This is a genomic window from Elioraea tepidiphila DSM 17972 (genome assembly GCF_000378465.1).
Lineage (GTDB): Bacteria > Pseudomonadota > Alphaproteobacteria > Acetobacterales > Acetobacteraceae > Elioraea > Elioraea tepidiphila.
Window position 1 is genome coordinate 26,796 of sequence record NZ_KB899933.1, and the last position, 18,240, is coordinate 45,035.

The following is an 18,240-nucleotide window of genomic DNA, read 5'->3' on the forward strand; positions in this document are numbered from 1 at the left end:
CGAGAAGTGTAGCGGCTGCTCTCCGCGGTCCGCGGCGTCGCGCGCGGGTTCCTCGGCAGCGCGGCTGCGCAGCCGCAGTAGGCCGCGGGCGAGAAGGTCGCAGACCTCGCGGAGGTGGGGTGGGAGATGCTGGTTGAGGGGCTGGGCGGCGAGGCGGGCCATGCCTCGCTGCTGCCAGATGAGCGACCGCTCGTGCAATGCACTGATTGCAGCGGGCGCGCAGCCCTCACATCCCGACCTGGCGCCCCAGCCAGATCACCCGCCCGATGACGTGGATCGCATCCGGCTGGATGTCGCTGAAGGTCGGATACAGGTCCTTGTTGTCCGAGATCACGCTGATCCGCCCGTTGGTCGGATTCACCGCGACGCGTTTCACCTGCAGCCCGCCATCGGTGCGGATCACATAGATCCCGTCCTTCTGGCCCGGCCGCTGCTGGCCCATGTCGACCAGCACCGAATCGCCCTGGCGCAGCGTCGGCTCCATCGAATCGCCGTCGACCGTCAGCACGACGAGATCGCCGATGTTCCCGCGCGCCGCGCGGCGCAGCCAGTCGACCCGGAATGCAATGCGGTAGGAGGGCGGCGCGTCCTCGGCCTCAAGGCCCGGACCCGCGGAGACCATGTCGTCGTAGACCGGCAGCATGGCGAATCGATCACCGCCGATCTGGACGATCTCCGGCATCGCGCGCGCCCGTCCCCCGGCCGCTGTCGAACCCGCCTCCAGGTAGCCGAGGATCACGGGGATCTCGTGGGCCCGCATCGGCCGCTTGCCCGCCAGAAGCCGGCTTATGGTGCTGTTGTCGACACCCATCGCGGCGGCCAGGCCCTTCTGCGACTTGCCGGGCTGGGCGAGCCCTTCTCGGATTTGCTCAATCGTCAGCATGGCGATTCGGCGCGCTGCATCGGTCTGCGCACAGATCGGGCTGTCGGCATGGAGGGGCTCCCACCTCGACTCGCCCCGGCTGTCCATGGGGATAGCTGTGGATACCGGGGATAGTGTTGCGTAATACGCAATGCCAGGCCGGTCAACCACGTCACACGCAAATAGTGCATTGTAGCGCGCGCGGAGGACGATCTACCTATCCCCCATGCCCCCGGTTGATCCCGCCGCCACCGTCCTCGCCCGCTTCGGCGGCGCAGGCCCGCTCGCCCAGTTGCTTCGCCTCGACCGCAGCGCCGTGCATCGCTGGGCGCTGCCCAAGCACCGCGGCGGCAGCGGCGGTCTGATCCCCGCGCGCCACCACCAGCGCCTCCTGGCGTTGGCCGCCGCGCAGGGCATCGCGCTCACCCCCGCCGACCTGGTCGGCACGCCCGCGGCCACCGGCGATCCGCCCCGCGCCGGGGCCGACGACGGATAGCCCCGCCCCGTCCTTCTCCTTCTCCCCGCCCGACCCGTCCCCGCCCTTCACGGAGCATCGCTGCATGCTGTCCGAACGGTTGCCTGTTCCCGAAATCCAGCTCGCCGCGGCCGTCATCCACCGCGCGCTGGAGGACGCTGCCACCCCCGATGCGCGCCTCGCCCGCCCGCGGATGATCGACACGCCGCAGGGCCCGCGCCGCACCTTCACGCCCGGCCTCAAGCCGCAGGAGCGCGAGGAGGCGGTGCGGTTCCTGCTGGATGGCGCGCCCAACTGGCGCCAGGCGCGCGAAGCCTGGTGCGAGATCGCCGATCTCTGCCCCCTGCGGCTGCGGCGCAGCGCCCTCGCGCGCATCCCGCATTCCGCCATGCCGGCGGATCTCCGCCGCGCGCTACGGATCCCGGAGCCGACGCCAGCCCCGGCCATCGCCGCTGGCGCCTCCATGGTCCCCGCCACGCCCATGCAGGAGGCCGCCTGACCATGGACACGCGATCCAACCGTCCGACCCTGGATGCTCTGCGTCACCTGCCGGTGGGCGAGGTGATCGCCCTGCCGGCCGAGCAGCTCGCGCTGCTCCAGTCCGATGCCCGCGAGGCGCTGGACGCGGCCAAGCGCACCCTCGACTGGATCGAGGGCGCCATCGCGCTCCGCTACGAACAGCGCGCGGTCGGCGCCCGCGCCGCGGCGGGGAAGGACACCGGCATCGTCCGCTTCGAGGACGGCAGCGTCGAGGTCGCTGTCGAACTGCCCAAGCGGGTGGAATGGGACCAGCGGCGCCTCGCCGCGCTGGTGGAGCAGATCCGCGCCGGCGGCGAGGACCCGGGCGAGTATGTCGAGCTGACCTTCAAGGTCTCGGAGCGCGCTTACGCCGCCTGGCCCGAGCGCATCCGCGGCGCCTTCGAGCCGGCGCGGACCGTGCGCACGGGCAAGCCGAGCTACCGCCTCACCATCCTGAACGACGTCGCCCTGCGCGACAGTCCGCACGGGCCGGGCATCCGCCCTGCCATCGGAGGGCCGCGCTGATGGCACTGCGCATCGTCACCGCCGACGAGCGCCTGTCGCGCGCGGCCAACAAGACCACGATCGCGCTGTTCGGGCCAACCGGCGTCGGCAAGACAACGCAGTTGAAGCGCCTCGCGCCCAGCGAGACGGTCTGCATCGACCTCGAGGCCGGGATGAAGTCCGTCCAGGACTGGCCGGGCGACAGCATCCCCGTCCGCTGCTTCGAGGACATGGTGGTGCTCGCCTCGCTGGTTGGCGGCGCGAACCCTGCCGCAGCGCCGGAGGCGTTCTTCTCGCAGCAGCACTACACGCACTTCGCCGGCCTGCATCCCGAGCTGGTCGCGCTGCTCGCCAGCAAGTCCATCGTCTTCCTGGACAGCATCACCGACCTTACGCGCCAGGCGATGGCCTGGGCCAAGAAGCAGCCCGAGGCCTTCTCCGAAAAGACCGGCAAGCCCGATGTTCGCGGCGCCTACGGCCTGATGGCGCGCGAGGTGATCGGGCTGCTGAAGCACCTCCAGCACGCACCAGGCAAGACCACGATCATGGTCGGCATCCTGGAGAAGCACACCGACGAGTTCGGCAAGGTCAGCTGGCAGCCGCAGATGGAGGGCGGCAAGGCCGGCCGCGAGCTCCCCGGCATCGTCGACCAGGTGATCTCCATGTCCCTCTTCGTGCGGGAGGAGGACGGCACGCTGCGCCACGACCCCGAGCGCGGCACCGAGCGGCGCTTCGTGTGCCGCGCCGGCAATCGCTTCGGGCTGCCGGCCAAGGACCGCTCCGGCCGGCTCGACGAGACCGAGCCCGCCGACCTCGCCGCACTGCTCCGCAAGATCAACGCCCCCGCCGCGCCCATCGCCTGAGCCGAGAGGAGACCTCGATGTACGACATGAACGATGCCGAGCTGCCGCGCAGCTCCGACCTGATCCCGGACGGCACCTTCGCGAAGGTGACGATGGTGATCCGCCCCGGCGGTATCGACGGCCAGGGCGAGGTGGATCGCGGGCTGCTGAAGGCCTCCCGCAGCGGCGGCGACACCAAGATGATCGATGCCGAGTTCACGGTGCTGGCCGGCCCGCATGCCAAGCGGAAGTTCTGGCAGAACTTCACCGTCACGGGCGGGAAGGTCGACGAGCACGGCGTCTCCATCGCCTGGAAGATCTCGAAGGGGAACTTCCGCGCCATGATCGACAGCGCCCTCGGCCTCGATCCGCAGGACATGAGCGAGGCGGCCAAGGCGAAGCGCGTGCTGCGTGGGCTGGCCGATCTCTCCGGCATCACCTTCGCCGCCAAGATCAAGGTCGAGGCATCGACCAACGCCGAGTATGGCGACCAGAACAGGCTCGACCGGGTCGTGCTGCCGGGGGAGCCGGAATACGCGCGCATCATGGCCGGCGAGGTGGTGCCGCCGTCGCCCTCCACGCATCGGGCGCCACGCCCCGCCTCCGCGCCCTCCGCGGCGGCGCCCGCCTGGGCCAACACGGGCGCGCCCAGGGCACCGGTGACCGCCGCCCCGGCATGGGCTGCCCCTGCCGCCGCGCCGCCCGCCCAGCCCGCGCCTCCGCCGCCGCAGGCGCCGCTCGCCAACGGTCCGGCCTGGCTGAACGGCTGATGGCGGCATGGCCCGACGACGCTGGAGCCGGCCAAGGGAGGTTCGCGCTCCCGCCACGAAGCCGACGTCGCTGCCCCGCTCCACGCCGGAGGACCAGGTTCGTCGCCTGGTCTGCGCCCTGTGCGGCCGTGAGGCGAAGGGCTTCGGCTACGTGCACGAGATGCGGCTCGGCGAGTTCCCGCACCACCGGTTCTGCAGCATGGCCTGCTGCGACGCCGGTGGCGCGCTCGCGCGGAGATCGAATGGCGTGATCGACAAGACGCAGATGGAGGCGCGCGCGATCAAGGAGGCGCGGCGGCCGCTCGCCGAGGTGCTGGTCGAGCTGCAGCTCATGGCGCCATTCCACAACCGCAGCGCGGCGGAGATCGACCGCATCATCGAGGCCTGTGTCGACGGCTTCCATGCCTCGATGCAGCGCCAGGCAGCCGAGCGCGATCCGCTCGACGACCCCATTCCCTTCTGAGGTGACGGTGCTGCTCGACCTGAACCACGGCTCCGGTGCTGTCTATGGGCGGGGCGATGCGCCGCCGAGCGACGCCGCCGCCATCACAGCACGCATCAACAGGCACATCGATGCTGCCCTGCTCGCGCGCCAGCGGCAGCAGGTGCCGCGCGATTATCTCGGGGGCAGCCGCGTTGGCGAGCCTTGCGGCCGCAAGCTGGTCTACGAGATCACCCATGCGCCGAAGGATCGCGACTTCGATGCTGGCATCCTCCGCGTCTTCGATGCGGGGCACCAGTTCGAGGCGCTCTCCATCCGCTGGCTCCGCCAGGCCGGCTTCGACCTGCGCGATCGTGGCGTGGATGGCGGGCAGTTCGGGTTCGCAGCCGCCGGTGGAAAGCTTCGTGGTCATGCCGATGGCGTTATCGTCGCCGGGCCAGATGTTGGCCTCCGCTGGCCCTCCCTCTGGGAGCACAAGGCGCTCGGCCAAAAGTCCTGGACTGACCTGGTCAAGCGCGGTCTACGCCTCTCGAAGCCGATCTACTTCGCGCAGGTGCAGCTCTACATGGCCTACCTCCGGCTCGAGGTGGCGCTGCTCACCGCGCTGAACCGCGACACGCTCGCGCTGCACCACGAGGCCGTTCCCTTTGATGCGGGCGAGGCGCAGCGGCTGTCGGACCACGCCGTCGAGATCCTCCGCGCAGCCGAGGCAGGCGAGCTGCCACCGCGCATCGCCCAGGCCGCCGACTTCTTCCTGTGCCGCCTCTGCCCCTACGCCACGCGCTGCTGGGAGGCGCCGGCATGAGCATCACCCCGTCACCGCAGCAGGCCGCCGCCATCGCCAGCATCGTCGACTGGTATCGGACGCGCCGCACCCAGCAGCAGGTGTTCCGGCTCTTCGGCTACGCCGGCACGGGAAAGAGCACGATCACCGCGGCGGCGATCGAAGCACTCGGCCTCGACCCCATGGCGCGCGACGGCGACACGTCAGGCGGCGTGCTGTTCGCTGCCTTCACCGGCAAGGCGGCGCTGGTGATGACCCGCAAGGGCACGCCCGCCTCGACCATCCACTCCCTCATCTATCGCGTCTCGGAGGCGACGCCGGAGGAGATCGCTCGCGTCGAGAAGGAGCTCTTCGACCTCCAGCGCGATCTGCGCCGCATGGGCCCTGCCGAGCGCGGCTTTGCGGAGACGCAGATCAGCAAGCTGCAGCTCCGGCTCGCCGACATTCACAAGCCCTCCTTCCTGCTGAACGAGCAGTCGCGCGTGCGGGACGCCGCGCTGGTCGTGCTCGACGAGGTCTCCATGGTTGGGCCGGAAATGGCGGCCGACCTGCTCGCCTTCGGCAAGCCGATCCTCGTGCTCGGCGATCCCGGCCAGCTGCCGCCGATCAAGGGCGCCGGCGCTTTCACCGAGGCGCCGCCCGACGTGGTGTTGACCGAGATCCACCGCCAGGCCGGCGAGAGCGCCATCATCCGGCTCGCCACCATGGCACGGCAAGGGATCGAGATCCCACCCGGCGGACATGACGAGCATGTCTGGAAGCTGCCGCGCAACGCCGTCGGCGCGGCCCAGATGCTGCGCGGCGGCCAGGTCATCTGCGGCCGGAACAGCACCAGGCTGTGGCTGAACGGCGCCATGAAGGCGGCGGCTGGCTTTCCGGCCACCTATCCAGAGGGCCGCAGCGAAAAGATCATCTGCCTCAAGAACCGGCATGACCTCGGTCTGGTCAACGGGATGTTCGTCAACCTCATCGACATCGAGGATGACGGCCCTCTTTCCTTCCGTGCCAGCGTCACGACCGAGGATGGTCTCGCGATCGCCGGACGGCATCGTTTCTACAAGGGGCACTACGACGACCACGTCCGGCTGCAGCCGGATCGCGCGCGGCAGGATTGGCGCGAGCTGCGCGGCCTGATCGAGACTTCCTGGGGCTACGCTATCACCTGCCACAAGGCGCAGGGCAGCCAGTGGGAGAACGTGGTCGTCTACGACGACGGCCTCTCCCGCACTCCCGAGGACCGGGCCCGCTGGCTCTACACCGCGATCACGCGCGCCGAGCGCGGGCTGGTGCTGCTTGATTGACCTGAACGACGCGGCCACGGCACCGGCGCGCTACGACCTCGAGGTCATCGTCCAGCGCCTGCGTGACACGGCCAATGCCTGGGTGCCGGGCGTGTTCCCGAACGGCCGGCGCCAGGGCGACGAATGGCGGCTGGCCAACATCCAGGGCGCGCCGCCGCGGCAGTCGGGCTCCTGCGTCATCATGCTGCGCGGCGAGCGCGCCGGCGACTGGCACGACTTCGACGGCGGCGATGGCGGTGGGCCGCTCTCGACGCTGGCGCATGGCACGGGTCTCGCAGACCGGGCGCTGTTCGCACATGCGGCGGGGATGACCGGCTGGGCCGGCGAAGGCCCTCCGCGCCAGGAGCCGCCGCCCCCGCCGAAGGCCGAGCGCGACGCTTCCCGCGACATTGCCTTCATCCTGGAGCACGCGCAGCCGCTGCGTGGGACAGCGGCCGAGCGCTATCTGCTGGGCCGCGGCCTCTCCGTCCCGGACGGCGCCGACCTGCTCTTCCATCCCGACCTGGCGAACTTCGAGACCCGCGCCGGCTATCCGGCGATGGTCGCGCTGGTCCGCAACCTCGCCGGCGAGGTGGTGGCCGTGCACCGAACCTACCTCCGGGAGGACGGCGAGGCGGTCCGGAAGGCCGACATCCCGAAACCGCGCATGGTGCTCGGCCGGAGCGGTGGCGGCACGGTGCGACTGGCCCCGCTCGGCCCACATGGTGTGCTCGGCCTCTGCGAGGGCATCGAGACCGGGCTCTCGGCGATGCTGGCCTGCCCCGGGTTGCCAGTCTGGGCCGCGCTCTCCACCGCTGGCCTTGAGCAGGCGCTGCTCCCGCCTGAGGCCAGGCGCGTCGTCATCCTCGCCGACCACGATGCGTCTGGCGCGGGCATTCGGGCTGCGGAGGCCGCCGCCACGAAGCTCCGGCTCGATGGTCGTGAGGTCTCCATCGCCCTGCCTCCACGCGAGGGCGACGACTTCAACGACATGCTGCGGCGCGACGGGGCGGAGGCGATCGCCGCGCTGGTCGACCAAGCGATGCGCAGTTCCGTCCATGAGCCGCCACCACAGGAGCCGGAGACCGGCCGGCACCTGCCCATCGGCTTCTTGGAGCCCGCGCATCCGCTCCCGACCGCCCGCGCCGACGAGGGCAATCTCGACCGCGCCACCGCGCGCGCCTGGGGCCTCGTGCTGTCCGCCAACCGCTCGCCCTGGCTGTTCCGTCTCGGCGGCGAGCCATCCTGGGTCGTGCCCGACGATGACGGCCGGCCCGTCGCCGTCACCGTGCGCGAGGAGCGCCTGCGCCACATGCTGGCGAAGCTCGCCGACTGGCGAAAGGCGAACGCCAAGGGCGACCTCGTGCCCACCCCGCCGCCGACAGGCTTGGTGAAGTCGCTCGTCGCCACGCCTGACCCGGCGCTGCCAGTGCTGGCCGGAATCGTCACGGCGCCTGTGCTCGGTCGCGGCGGCGTGCTGCTCACCGAGCCCGGCTACCACCCCGACGCCCGGCTGCTCTATCGCCCGCCGCCGGGCTTCGTGCTGCCGCCAGTGCCGGAGCGGCCGACGCCAACCGAGACTGCGGCTGCGCGCAACCTCCTCCTCGACGATCTGCTCGGCGACTTCCCCTTCACTGGCGAGGCGGAGCGCGCCCATGCGCTCGCGCTCCTGCTGCTCGGCTTCGTGCGGCCGATGATCGACGCGCCCACACCGCTGCATATGATCGAGAAGCCCACGCCCGGCACGGGCGCGACGCTCATGGTGGACGCCATCGCCACCATCCTCACCGGCGCCGGCGCATCCGTGATGACGGAGGGGCGCGACGAGGATGAATGGCGCAAGCGTCTCACCGCAAAGCTGCGCCAGCTGCCAACGCTGCTCCTAATCGATAACCTCCGCCAGGAACTCGACAGCTCCGCCCTTGCCGCGGCCCTGACCGCTCCGGTCTGGGAGGACCGCGTGCTCGGCGCCTCGGACATGGTCCGGCTGCCGGTGCGCTGCGCCTGGGTCGCCACGGGCAACAATCCGGCCGTCTCGCACGAGATTGCCCGCCGCCTCGTCCGCATCCGCCTCGACGCCCGCACCGACCAGCCTTGGCGGCGCGATGGCTTCCGGCATCCCGACCTCATGGTCTGGGTCCGCGCTCAGCGCGGGCGGCTGGTCGCTGCCTGCCTCACGCTCTGCCGTGCCTGGATTGCCGCTGGTCGTCCGCGCGGGGCCCGCAGCCTGGGCAGCTTCGAAGTATGGAGCCAGACGCTGGGCGGCATCCTGCAGGTCGCGGGCGTCACCGGCTTCCTGGACAACCTCGACGAGGTGATCGCCGCCTCCGACAGCGAGGGTGGTGCATGGCGCGCCTTCATCCAGCTCTGGTGGGACCGCTTCGGGAGCGCCGAGGTCAGCGTCAGCGATCTGCTCGGCCTGGCGCAGAGCGCCGAGGCCAGCCTGCCGATCAGCGCGAAGAACGAGCATGGCCTGAAGGTCTCGCTCGGGGCGGCCTTCACCAAGCTGCGCGACCGCGCCTTCCGCATCAGCGACCGGCTGATCCACCTCCGCCAGGGGAAGGTGCTGCACAATTCGCAACGCTGGCGCCTCGAACCCGCTGCAGAGAAGCCCGTGCATGGGGGTCTTGGGGGTCTTGTGGGGATCTCACGCGGCGAGACCCCCATCGGTTCAGGCCAGGAATTCCGCGGGGTCGACGGGTCTTGGGGGTCTTGGGGGTCTTTTTCCAACCCCTACGCACATGCGCGCGCGCACATGCGTGAGGAAGAAGCCGGAGAAGACCCCCAAGATCCCCAAGACCCCCAAAGCCCAGGAAACAGCTGCGTTGTCGCCGGGGGGTCTTCGAACAAAAGACCCCCACAGACCCCCACGACGCCTCCCTGGCTCGAAGGGGTGCCGTGATGCGCCGCCCGCACAGCACCGGGCCGCCCGCGAGGGGACCATCCCGGAAAGCCGGGCAGCGACGACGAGCTCCGCCAAGAACCGCGCCGTCGCCGCCCTCACCACGACGATCCCCTCTCGGAGACCATGATGGCTCTCGCGACTCTCCCCATGCCCGCGGCGCGCGCAAGCGGCCCACCAATCACCGCGCCGCTGCCCGTCGCCCCGCGGCATCACGCCGTCCTCGCCCTGGACCTGGGCACCACCACCGGCTGGGCGCTGCGCGGCCAGGACGGGGGCATCACCTCGGGCACCATCTCCTTCAAGCCGAGCCGCTTCGAGGGCGGCGGGATGCGCTACCTCCGCTTCCGCAGCTGGCTGACGGAAATGGCCGGCCTCGCCAGCAGCCTTTCCCGCATCGCCTTCGAGGAAGTCCGCGCCCACGCCGGCACCGACGCCGCGCACCTCTACGGCGGCTTCCTGGCCCACCTCTCCGCCTGGAGCGAGGAACGCGGCATCGCCTACGAGGGCGTGCCCGTTGCCACCATCAAGCGCTTCGCGACCGGCCGCGGCAACGCCGACAAGGCGGCGATGATCGCAGCGATCCAGGCGCGCGGCTTCGCGCCGGCCGACGACAACGAGGCCGACGCGATCGCCATCCTGCTCTGGCTCACCGACGCACAGGGAGGCCGCGCATGAGCCTGCCCGGCGCACCCACCCTCGCGCGCAGTCCGATCGGGCGGCTGCGCACCCCGACCAGCGAGCCCGAGCTCAACGCCATGCGCGCCGCTGCTTGGCACCGGCACGGCGTCGCCGCGATCCCGGTCGACGACATCACCGATCCCTGGCTGCGACAGGCGATCACCAACGAGGCCAACCGCCGCTGGGGACGGCGGCAGGGAGGGGACAGCCATGGCCGGTAAGCGGAAGGCGAAGCGCACGACGCCGCCGCGCGAGGATCTCTCCAAGCCCTCGAAGTGGCGGTTGCAGCACGGCGGCTTCGACGAGGGCGTCCGCGGCACGGATCCGGAAACGGGCACGCCCATCCTGCACCGTCGCGCCGTCGACAGCCTGGGTGTGCTGCTCGCCAACGGCAGCATCACGCCGCACATGCACGAGGCAGGCGAGATCTTCCGCGCCGTGTTCCAGCGCGCTGCGCTCGATCGCGTGCGGACCATGCCGATGATCCGCATCCCAGGCGGCAGGGCAGACCTGCTCTCCGAGAGCCAGACCGTCGCGCGCGAGCGCGTCGCCCGCGCGATGACGCATCTCGGCGGCTTCGGCAGCCCCTCCGGCAGCATCGCCTGGTACGTGCTGGGCCTCGAGCACAGCGTGCGCGACTGGGCGCTGCGCCAGGGCTGGAACGGGCGGGCGGTCACGCCTGCGATTGCGCACGGAATCCTGCTTGGCACGCTCGGCATCCTCAGCGCGCATTTCGGGCTGACGCCGCCCGCGCGTGCTGCGTTCGGCGCAACAACGTCGGCCCTGCGGGACGGTGTTGCTGCAAAATCTGCACAGGCGTGAGGGAGTGCATTGCTCGGTGTGATTTCGCCGTGCTTGTCTGCCGTCACTGGCGAGGCGTGCGTCTCGCTGGTGGCGGTGGCTCACCAGCCACAGCGTCGCTCCATGGAGACAGTGGCTCGCGAGCCGCAGGGTCCTTCCTGGGCCCGGCGTATGCGGGGGGCGGAAGCGCGCGACATCGCTAGCGCCTGGCCCGAAATGTGGTTCGCAGTTCGCACCCTTCGGCCGTGATCTCAATCGCTTGGCTGCGAACCACCGCCGCGTCGGTTCGCAGCCACGGTTCGCATGGTTCGCACCCCCTCCTGATCCCGGACGGTTCGATGACGCTCCCCTGGATGGCAGCGAAGATCCTGCTGCGCCCGGTGGCGGAGCTGCGTGCGCATCCCGGCAACGCGCGCGTGCACGGCGCCGCGCAGATCGAACAGATCAAGGCCAGCATGCTGGCCTTCGGCTTCACCAACCCGCTGCTGGTCGACGACGGGGGCGTGCTGATCGCCGGCCATGGCCGGCTTGAGGCCGCGGTCGCGCTCGGCATCGAGAAGGTGCCGACGATCGTGCTGCGGCACCTGTCCGGTGCGCAGAAGGAGGCTCTCCGGCTCGCCGACAACCGTATCGCGGAGAACGCGACCTGGGACCAGGCGCTGCTGCGCGATGCGCTGGCCGCGGCGCAGGCGGCGTCTGACCTCGACCTGGCGGCGATCGGCTTCTCGGCCGTGGAGCTCGACGACATCCTCGCGGCGGCTGGAGATGCCGTGTCCGACGGCGATGCGCCCGAGGCCCTGTCGGCACCCGCGGTCCAGGGGGGCGGGGACGGCGCGGCAGGGACGGAAGAGGCAGCGGCGGAGGATGACCCCGCCGACGCCGAACCGGACCCGCCGCGCCAAGCCGTCACCCGACCGGGCGACCTCTGGCTGCTCGGCGAGCACCGCCTGCTCTGCGGCGACAGCACCGACGCCGCGTCGGTCGCCCGCGTCATGGGCGCGGACCGGGCCGCACTGCTGTTCACCAGCCCGCCCTACGGGAACCAGCGCGACTACACCACCGGTGGCGTGTCCGATTGGGACGCGCTGATGCAGGGCGTGTTCCAGCATCTCGACGGCGCGCTCGCGCGTGACGTGCAGGTGCTCGTGAACCTCGGGCTGATCCATCGTGATGGCGAGTGGCAGCCTTACTGGTCCGGCTGGCTCGACTGGATGCGCGCGCATGGCTGGCGCCGCTTCGGCCTGTACGCCTGGGACCAGGGGCCCGGCCTGCCCGGCGACTGGAACGGGCGGCTGGCGCCTGCCTTCGAGCTGGTCTTCCACTTCAATCGCGAGCCGCGCCGGCCGAACAAGATCATCCCCTGCCGCTGGGCCGGGCACGTGAATTCGGAGAAGGGCGGGCTGCGAGCCAAGGACGGGACGGTCGGGGAGTGGCAGCACGCTGGCCAGGGCGTGCAGGAGACCCGTATCCCGGACAGCGTGCTGCGCATCACCCGGCACAAGGCGCGCGGCATCGAGACGGAGCACCCGGCGGTGTTCCCGGTCGCGCTGCCGGACTTCCTGATGCGCGCCTACGCCGACGAGGGCGATGTCGTGTTCGAACCCTTCGCCGGTGCCGGCACGTCGATCATCGCGGGCCAGCGGACCGGGCGCCGCGTCCGCGCCATCGAGCTCGCGCCGGCCTATGTCGACCTGGCGATCGCTCGCTGGCGAATGATGCATCCCGATCTGCCGGTGACGCTGGTCGACGATGGCCGGGACTACGACGCCGTTGCTGCAGCGCGGATGGAGGTCACCGCCAGTGAAGCCTGATCTCGTCGTCTCCGCAGTACCGGTGGCTGAGCTGGTGCCCTACGCGGAGAACGCGCGCACGCATTCGCCTTCGCAGGTGACGCAGATCGCCGCCTCCATCGCCGAGTTCGGCTTCGTGAACCCGGTCCTGGTCGACGCTGAGGGCGTGCTGATCGCGGGCCACGGCCGCGTCATGGCGGCGAAGCAGCTGGGCCTCACCTCGGTGCCGATGCTGCGGCTCGGCCATCTCTCTCCCGCGCAGGCCCGGGCGCTCCGCCTCGCGGACAACCAGATCGCGCTGAACTCCGGCTGGGACGAGGCGCTGCTCGCTGCCGAGATCGCGCGTATCCGCGACGAGGCGGTGGTGGACCTCGAGGTCCTCGGCTTCTCGGGCATGGAGCTCGACCGTCTGCTGGCCGCGGCCGATGCCGGCCTCGAGGACGACGCCGACGACGCGCCCGAGCCGCCGGCCGTTCCCGTCACCCGCGCCGGTGATCTGTGGCGCTGCGGCGACCACCGGCTGCTCTGCGGCGACGCCACGAAGCTGGCCGACGTGCAGCGCGCCCTCGGCGCCGACCGCCTCGCCGACATGGCCTTCACGGATCCGCCCTACAACGTCGCCTACCAGGGCGGCACCTCGGCCAGGATGACCATCGCCAACGACGCGCTGGGCCAGGGCTTCCTCGACTTCCTCCGCCCGGCGCTGGCGAACCTGCTCTCGGTGACGAAGGGCGCCTGCTACGTCTGCATGTCCTCGTCCGAGTGGCCGACGCTGCATCGTGCCTGGCAGGAGGCCGGGGGCAAGTGGTCGAGCACGATCATCTGGGCGAAGAACACCTTCGCCCTCGGCCGCGCCGACTACCACCAGCAGTTCGAGGCGATGCTCTACGGCTGGAAGGCCGGCGCGCAGCACTACTGGTGCGGCGCCCGCGACCAGGGAAACGTCTGGCACTTCGACAAGCCGGCCAGGAACGACCTGCACCCGACGATGAAGCCGGTGGCGCTGGTCGAACGCGCGATCCGCAACAGCAGCAAGCAGCGCGACACGGTGCTGGATCCGTTCGGTGGTTCTGGTACGACGATGATCGCGGCAGAGCGGACCGGGCGGCGGGCCGTGCTCCTCGAGCTCGATCCGGCCTATGCCGACGTCATCGTGCGGCGCTGGCAGGAGGCGACAGGCCAGGCTGCCATCCTGGACGGCGAGAATCGCGCCTTTGCGGACATCGCCGCGGCACGCGGCGCCGCTGCGGCCTGAGCGCGTGGGCGCGGCAGACGTCCGCGTCTTCCTGACGTCACCGGCGCCAGAGGCGTCGAATCCGCAGGAAGGCGTGGTAGCCGACCTCGAGGACGGGGAGCACGAGGGCGGATGACGCGATCCGCCCGGCCCAGGCCAGCTTGGGGAGCTGCTGCCAGAGTTCCGCGAAGGCGGCCGCGCCGGAGGCCAACGTGCCGTCCGCCCGACGCACATGCATGCGTGCCAGCGCCGCGTCGCGCGAAAGGTCTGGACCCAGGGCCTCGGCGCCGCAGGTCGAGACGTCGACGAAGGCGAGGCGGTCACCTCCTTCCGCTTTGCGGTACTGCGCGATCTCGCGAGAGCAGATCGGGCATGCGCCGTCGTAGTAGATCGTGGCGGATGGCTGCGTGCTGGCGCTGTTCATCGTCGAGACATGGCCCGGGGCTGGCGGCGCGCCAGGGTGTGGCTTGATGGCCGTCGCCGCGATGGTGGGCTGATCGGGAAAGGCCAATCTTCGCAATAAGATGACGCTGTATCTCGCTTGGCTCGCGCGCGGCACAGCGCGAATGGTCCGTCACACGCGGGGGATGCCCTGCACCACACGACGGAGACCAGCATGACCGACCGCGAAGCCCGCGCCGCCCGCAATCAGCAGAAGAGCCTCGAAGCCTTCCTGCAGCAGAAGGCCCGCTTCGACGCGATGGTCGCCGAACTGCAGCAGATGAGCGCGGACCACTTCGGGGCGGATCCCGAGGACGTCCTCTGGGGCAAGGCCGCCACCCTCGAACACTGGAACAGCCGGCTCGCGAGCGTGACGGACTGCTACTTCAAGCGCGGCGAATTCGCCGAGTAGCACGCGGCACAACCCGCCGCGGCCCCGACCGGCAGCGCCGGCGGGGCTCCCGGCAGTAGGGGCCGATGGTCGGCACCCGACACCGGAGACCAGCACGATGACGAAGCTTTCCGACACCCAGCGCGTGATCCTGAGCGCCGCTGCGCAGCACGAGATGGGCCTCGCCCGCGCGCCGAAGACCCTGCCGGCGGCCGCCCGCAATGCGGTGTTCCGCAGCCTGATCAAGAACAACCTGCTCATCGAGATCAACGCCCCGCGGCAGCATGTCGGGCTTGGCTGGCGCCAGGATGAGGACGGGACCTGGATAGTGGCGCGCATCACCGACGACGGGCTGCGCGCCATCGGCATCGACCCGAACGCGGGCGACGCGCCGGAGGAGGACGAGCAGAGCGCCGAGGCCATCGCCCGCCGCAACGCCGAGCGCCGCGCCGCCGCGGAGGCCGGCGCGACGGGCGCGGACACGGCGCCCGCGGGCGGGGCGGAGGAGGCGCCGCGGGACGAAGACGCCCCGGCGCCTGAGGCGACCCAGGCCGCGCCCACGCCCGCCCCGCGCGCGAGCCTGCGCGCCGTCGCCGCGGCGGTGCTGGCCGCTTGGGACGACGAGGCCAACCGCGAGACGGATATCATCACCGCCCTCGACGGGCCGATGGCGGCCCTCCGCGCCGCCCTGGCCGGCAAGCCGCCCCGCGCCGCCAGCGAGCCGGGCGCGCCGCGCAAGCCGCGCGAGGGCACGAAGCAGGAGGCGGTGCTCGCCCTGCTCCGCCGCGAGGAGGGCGCGACCATCGCGCAGATCTGCGAGGCCACCGGTTGGCAGGGTCACACGGTGCGGGGATTCTTCGCGGGCCTGAAGAAGCGCCAGGGGATCGAGGTGCAGGTGCTGGAGCGGGTCCGCCAGGTCGGCCCGAACAAGGAGGGCGCCCGCGGGTCCTACACGATCTACCACCTGCCGGCCTGAAGGCCTGGTCGGACGCGTCGAGGGCCCGCCACCGGAAGGTAGCGGGCCCTTGCCCGTCATGGACACCACGGGCGGCGGGAGGTCGCCGCCATGCCCGAGCTGACGCCGTCCACCCGCGAGGCCGCCCGCCGCATCGGCATCACCGAGACGGCGCTCCGCAAGGCCGAGCAGACGAACCGCATCGCCCGCGAGCCGGACGGCCAGTGGGACATCGACAAGACCCGACGCCGCCTGGTGGAGACTGCGGATCCCGCCCGCTCGCCGCTGGCCAATGGCGGCGGTGGCGGCGGCGCCGAGGGCACGCCCTACGCCCGACTGAAGGTCGCGCAGCTCGCGCTGAAGGTCGAGGCACAGCGGCTTGCGCTCGACGAGAACAAGCGCCGGCTGCTCGATGTCGCCGAGGCCAACGCCACGATCGACGAGATCGCGGGCGCGATGCGCGACGCGCTGCTGAACTGGCCGGCCCGCGTGTCGGGGCTGATCGCCGCGGAGCTCGGTGTCGACCCGCACCTGCTGCAGACCATCCTGCAGCAGCACATCACCGACCTGCTCTCGGAGGCGGCCGATCGCTTCGACCCTCCAGGCCTCGGCGGAGATCGGGCAGCGGGCCCGTGACCATGTCCGGCGCCGGGCGGGGAGCATGCTCCGCCCGCCGCCGCAGCTCCGCGTGTCGGAATGGGCCGAGCGGCACCGGATCCTCGGCAGCCGGGCCTCCTCCGAGCCCGGCCCCTGGCGAACGAGCCGGACGCCGTACCTGCGGGAGGTGATGGACGCGCTCTCGGCGGTGCATCCCGCCCGGCGCGTGGTCTTCATGAAGGGCGCCCAGGTCGGCGCCACCGAGGCCGGGAACAACTGGCTCGGCTACATCCTGCACCACGTGCCGGCCCCGGTGCTGGCGGTGCAGCCGACCGTCGAACTGGCGAAGCGCTTCTCGCGCCAGCGCATCGACCCGCTGCTGGAGGAGACGCCGGCCCTCAAGGAGAGGGTCGCGCCGGCCCGCGCCAGAGACAGCGGCAACACGCTGCTGTCGAAGGAATTCCCTGGCGGCATCCTCGTGCTGACCGGGGCGAACAGCGCGGTCGGGCTGCGCTCGATGACGGCGCGGTTCCTGTTCCTCGACGAGATCGACGCCTATCCCGGCGACGTCGAGGGCGAAGGCGACCCGATTGCGCTGGCCGAGGCCCGCGCGCGGACCTTTGGCTGGCGCCGCAAGGCCTTCCTGGTCAGCACGCCCACCATCGCCGGCCGCAGCCGGATCGAGCGGGAATACGCTGCCTCCGACCAGCGGCGCTATTTCGTGCCGTGCCCGCACTGCGGCGAGATGCAGTGGCTGCGGTTCGAGCGGCTGCGTTGGGAGAAGGGCGACCCGCGCTCGGCCCGCTACCACTGCGAGGCCTGCGACGAGGCGATTGAGGAGCACCACAAGACCGCCATGCTGGCCGGCGGCGAATGGCGGGCGACCGCCACCGCCGAAGATCCGCAGACGGTCGGGTTCCACATCTCCTCCCTCTACGCGCCGGTGGGCTGGTACTCGTGGGAGCAGGTCGCGCGGGATTGGGAGGCGGCGCAGGGCAAGCCCGAGGACCTGAAGACCTTCAGGAACACGGTGCTGGGCGAGACCTGGCAGGAGCGGGGCGAGGCGCCGGATTGGGAGCGCTTGGTCGAGCGGCGCGAGGACTTCCGGATGGGCGTCGTGCCCGCCGGCGCGCTGTGCCTCACGGCCGGCGTGGACGTGCAGGACGATCGCCTTGAGTGCGACGTCTGGGGCTGGGCAGAAGGGTACACCTCCTGGCTGGTGGATCACGTCGTGATCCTCGGCAGCCCGCGCGAGCGGGAGCCGTGGGACGCGCTGGCGAGGCTGCTAGCGCGCGACTGGCCGCGGCACGATGGCGGCGCGATGCGCATCGCCCGACTCTGCGTCGACACAGGTGGGCGAGACACAGCAGCGGTCTACGGGCACCTGCGTCGGCTGCACGACCCGCGCATCGCGCCGACCAAGGGCGTGGACGGCTGGAACCGCGCGCAGCCGGTCCAGGGCCCGACGCCGGTCGATGCGCTGGTCGATGGCCGCAAGCTCCGCCGGGGCCTAAAGCTCTGGACCGTCTCGGTCTCGACCTGGAAGGCCGATCTCTATCGCCGGCTCTGGCTTGGCCGCGGCGACGCGGACGACTTCCCGCCCGGCTGGGTGCACCTGCCGCAGGGCATCGAGGCGGAGTGGGTGAAGCAGCTCGTCGCCGAGCAGCTCCACACGGTGAAGGACCGGCGCGGCTTCGCGCGGCAGGAATGGGCCAAGCTGCGCGAGAGGAACGAGGCGCTGGACTGCGCGGTGCTGGCGCGGGCCGCGCTCTGGCTGCTCGGCGCGGACCGCTACGGCGAGCGTTTCTGGGCGCAGCTGCGCGAGCAGGTCGCCAACGCCCCACTGCAAACGAGCGAGCTTCCCGCCGGCGGGAATGTCGCTCCGCCGTCGACGCCGCCGGCCGCGCCAAACAGCCATCGCCCGCGCGGCTGGCTCGCGCCCCGCTCGGGCTGGCTGCGCTAAAGGGAGG

At 71.3% G+C, this 18,240-nt stretch carries 20 protein-coding genes; 18 read left to right on the forward strand and 2 right to left on the reverse strand.

Annotated features, from left to right (window positions below; genetic code table 11):
- Window positions 1-226: 226 nt before the first annotated feature.
- A complete protein-coding gene (locus tag F563_RS24105; protein ID WP_019015860.1) occupies window positions 227-883 on the reverse strand; it encodes a LexA family transcriptional regulator in 657 nt (218 codons plus the stop codon).
- Between the two features lie 205 nt (window positions 884-1,088).
- On the opposite strand from F563_RS24105, the gene F563_RS0116845 reads away from it, so the two are divergent.
- From F563_RS0116845 to F563_RS0116910, 14 genes are all read left to right on the forward strand, one after another.
- Window positions 1,089-1,358, forward strand: coding sequence for a carph-isopro domain-containing protein (locus F563_RS0116845; protein ID WP_019015861.1), 270 nt, complete (start codon window positions 1,089-1,091; stop codon window positions 1,356-1,358).
- Between the two features lie 64 nt (window positions 1,359-1,422).
- On the forward strand, window positions 1,423-1,836 hold the full coding sequence (locus F563_RS0116850; RefSeq protein ID WP_019015862.1) for a hypothetical protein: 414 nt from the start codon (window positions 1,423-1,425) through the stop codon (window positions 1,834-1,836).
- 2 nt (window positions 1,837-1,838) lie between these two features.
- Window positions 1,839-2,381, forward strand: coding sequence for a hypothetical protein (locus F563_RS0116855; protein ID WP_019015863.1), 543 nt, complete (start codon window positions 1,839-1,841; stop codon window positions 2,379-2,381).
- Complete coding sequence (locus tag F563_RS0116860; RefSeq protein WP_019015864.1) at window positions 2,381-3,223, forward strand: ATP-binding protein; 843 nt, start codon at window positions 2,381-2,383, stop codon at window positions 3,221-3,223. Before F563_RS0116855 ends, F563_RS0116860 begins: the two co-directional genes overlap by 1 nt.
- A 17-nt stretch (window positions 3,224-3,240) precedes the next feature.
- Complete coding sequence (locus F563_RS0116865) at window positions 3,241-3,972, forward strand: hypothetical protein (protein WP_019015865.1); 732 nt, start codon at window positions 3,241-3,243, stop codon at window positions 3,970-3,972.
- 7 nt (window positions 3,973-3,979) lie between these two features.
- Window positions 3,980-4,435, forward strand: a complete 456-nt coding sequence (locus tag F563_RS25725) for a DUF6511 domain-containing protein (RefSeq protein WP_245557151.1) — start codon at window positions 3,980-3,982, stop codon at window positions 4,433-4,435.
- 1 nt (window position 4,436) lies between these two features.
- Window positions 4,437-5,219 (forward strand): hypothetical protein, encoded by a 783-nt coding sequence (locus tag F563_RS0116875; RefSeq protein ID WP_019015867.1) that lies wholly within the window; start codon window positions 4,437-4,439, stop codon window positions 5,217-5,219.
- Window positions 5,216-6,499, forward strand: coding sequence for an ATP-dependent DNA helicase (locus F563_RS0116880; protein ID WP_019015868.1), 1,284 nt, complete (start codon window positions 5,216-5,218; stop codon window positions 6,497-6,499). The genes F563_RS0116875 and F563_RS0116880 overlap by 4 nt, the downstream gene beginning before the upstream one ends.
- A 181-nt stretch (window positions 6,500-6,680) precedes the next feature.
- Entirely contained in the window at window positions 6,681-9,380 is a 2,700-nt protein-coding gene (locus tag F563_RS0116885; protein ID WP_245557152.1) for a DUF7146 domain-containing protein, read from the forward strand.
- A gap of 150 nt (window positions 9,381-9,530) precedes the next feature.
- The gene (locus F563_RS0116890; protein WP_019015870.1) at window positions 9,531-10,058 is read left to right on the forward strand and encodes a crossover junction endodeoxyribonuclease RuvC; all 528 of its coding nucleotides are present in this window, start codon (window positions 9,531-9,533) and stop codon (window positions 10,056-10,058) included.
- Window positions 10,055-10,282 carry a hypothetical protein gene (locus tag F563_RS0116895; RefSeq protein WP_019015871.1) on the forward strand — a complete coding sequence of 76 codons (228 nt, stop codon included), beginning with the start codon at window positions 10,055-10,057 and terminating at the stop codon, window positions 10,280-10,282. Before F563_RS0116890 ends, F563_RS0116895 begins: the two co-directional genes overlap by 4 nt.
- Window positions 10,272-10,883, forward strand: coding sequence for a hypothetical protein (locus F563_RS0116900; RefSeq protein WP_019015872.1), 612 nt, complete (start codon window positions 10,272-10,274; stop codon window positions 10,881-10,883). Before F563_RS0116895 ends, F563_RS0116900 begins: the two co-directional genes overlap by 11 nt.
- 332 nt (window positions 10,884-11,215) lie before the next feature.
- The gene (locus F563_RS0116905; protein WP_051089417.1) at window positions 11,216-12,673 is read left to right on the forward strand and encodes a site-specific DNA-methyltransferase; all 1,458 of its coding nucleotides are present in this window, start codon (window positions 11,216-11,218) and stop codon (window positions 12,671-12,673) included.
- Window positions 12,612-13,907 carry a site-specific DNA-methyltransferase gene (locus F563_RS0116910; protein ID WP_084596663.1) on the forward strand — a complete coding sequence of 432 codons (1,296 nt, stop codon included), beginning with the start codon at window positions 12,612-12,614 and terminating at the stop codon, window positions 13,905-13,907. Before F563_RS0116905 ends, F563_RS0116910 begins: the two co-directional genes overlap by 62 nt.
- Before the next feature lie 37 nt (window positions 13,908-13,944).
- Here the strand turns inward: F563_RS0116910 and F563_RS0116915 are convergent, their stop codons facing one another.
- Window positions 13,945-14,310, reverse strand: a complete 366-nt coding sequence (locus tag F563_RS0116915; protein ID WP_019015875.1) for a thiol-disulfide oxidoreductase DCC family protein — start codon at window positions 14,308-14,310, stop codon at window positions 13,945-13,947.
- A 192-nt stretch (window positions 14,311-14,502) separates the two neighbouring features.
- Between F563_RS0116915 and F563_RS0116920 the strand changes: the two genes are divergently transcribed.
- The 4 genes from F563_RS0116920 (at window position 14,503) to F563_RS23045 (ending at window position 18,233) form a co-directional block, all read left to right on the forward strand.
- Entirely contained in the window at window positions 14,503-14,739 is a 237-nt protein-coding gene (locus F563_RS0116920) for a hypothetical protein (protein ID WP_019015876.1), read from the forward strand.
- Window positions 14,740-14,836: 97 nt separating this feature from the next.
- A complete protein-coding gene (locus F563_RS25730; protein ID WP_019015877.1) occupies window positions 14,837-15,694 on the forward strand; it encodes a DUF3489 domain-containing protein in 858 nt (285 codons plus the stop codon).
- Between the two features lie 90 nt (window positions 15,695-15,784).
- On the forward strand, window positions 15,785-16,309 hold the full coding sequence (locus F563_RS0116930; RefSeq protein WP_019015878.1) for a hypothetical protein: 525 nt from the start codon (window positions 15,785-15,787) through the stop codon (window positions 16,307-16,309).
- A gap of 25 nt (window positions 16,310-16,334) precedes the next feature.
- Window positions 16,335-18,233, forward strand: a complete 1,899-nt coding sequence (locus tag F563_RS23045; protein WP_019015879.1) for a phage terminase large subunit family protein — start codon at window positions 16,335-16,337, stop codon at window positions 18,231-18,233.
- The last annotated feature ends 7 nt before the right edge of the window (window positions 18,234-18,240 follow it).

Bases quoted from the DNA above. Each gene is read 5' to 3' on its own strand.
- F563_RS0116890 (WP_019015870.1), top strand. From the start codon at position 9,531: ATGCCCGCGGCGCGCGCAAGCGGCCCACCAATCACCGCGCCGCTGCCC.
- F563_RS0116895 (WP_019015871.1), top strand. From the start codon at position 10,055: ATGAGCCTGCCCGGCGCACCCACCCTCGCGCGCAGTCCGATCGGGCGG.
- F563_RS24105 (WP_019015860.1), bottom strand. From the start codon at position 883: ATGCTGACGATTGAGCAAATCCGAGAAGGGCTCGCCCAGCCCGGCAAG.
- F563_RS0116910 (WP_084596663.1), top strand. From the start codon at position 12,612: ATGGCCGGGACTACGACGCCGTTGCTGCAGCGCGGATGGAGGTCACCG.
- F563_RS0116900 (WP_019015872.1), top strand. From the start codon at position 10,272: ATGGCCGGTAAGCGGAAGGCGAAGCGCACGACGCCGCCGCGCGAGGAT.
- F563_RS0116885 (WP_245557152.1), top strand. From the start codon at position 6,681: ATGCTGCGCGGCGAGCGCGCCGGCGACTGGCACGACTTCGACGGCGGC.
- F563_RS23045 (WP_019015879.1), top strand. From the start codon at position 16,335: ATGCTCCGCCCGCCGCCGCAGCTCCGCGTGTCGGAATGGGCCGAGCGG.
- F563_RS0116930 (WP_019015878.1), top strand. From the start codon at position 15,785: ATGCCCGAGCTGACGCCGTCCACCCGCGAGGCCGCCCGCCGCATCGGC.
- F563_RS0116850 (WP_019015862.1), top strand. From the start codon at position 1,423: ATGCTGTCCGAACGGTTGCCTGTTCCCGAAATCCAGCTCGCCGCGGCC.
- F563_RS0116865 (WP_019015865.1), top strand. From the start codon at position 3,241: ATGTACGACATGAACGATGCCGAGCTGCCGCGCAGCTCCGACCTGATC.
- F563_RS0116880 (WP_019015868.1), top strand. From the start codon at position 5,216: ATGAGCATCACCCCGTCACCGCAGCAGGCCGCCGCCATCGCCAGCATC.
- F563_RS0116860 (WP_019015864.1), top strand. From the start codon at position 2,381: ATGGCACTGCGCATCGTCACCGCCGACGAGCGCCTGTCGCGCGCGGCC.
- F563_RS0116920 (WP_019015876.1), top strand. From the start codon at position 14,503: ATGACCGACCGCGAAGCCCGCGCCGCCCGCAATCAGCAGAAGAGCCTC.
- F563_RS25725 (WP_245557151.1), top strand. From the start codon at position 3,980: ATGGCCCGACGACGCTGGAGCCGGCCAAGGGAGGTTCGCGCTCCCGCC.
- F563_RS0116915 (WP_019015875.1), bottom strand. From the start codon at position 14,310: ATGAACAGCGCCAGCACGCAGCCATCCGCCACGATCTACTACGACGGC.
- F563_RS25730 (WP_019015877.1), top strand. From the start codon at position 14,837: ATGACGAAGCTTTCCGACACCCAGCGCGTGATCCTGAGCGCCGCTGCG.
- F563_RS0116845 (WP_019015861.1), top strand. From the start codon at position 1,089: ATGCCCCCGGTTGATCCCGCCGCCACCGTCCTCGCCCGCTTCGGCGGC.
- F563_RS0116905 (WP_051089417.1), top strand. From the start codon at position 11,216: ATGGCAGCGAAGATCCTGCTGCGCCCGGTGGCGGAGCTGCGTGCGCAT.
- F563_RS0116855 (WP_019015863.1), top strand. From the start codon at position 1,839: ATGGACACGCGATCCAACCGTCCGACCCTGGATGCTCTGCGTCACCTG.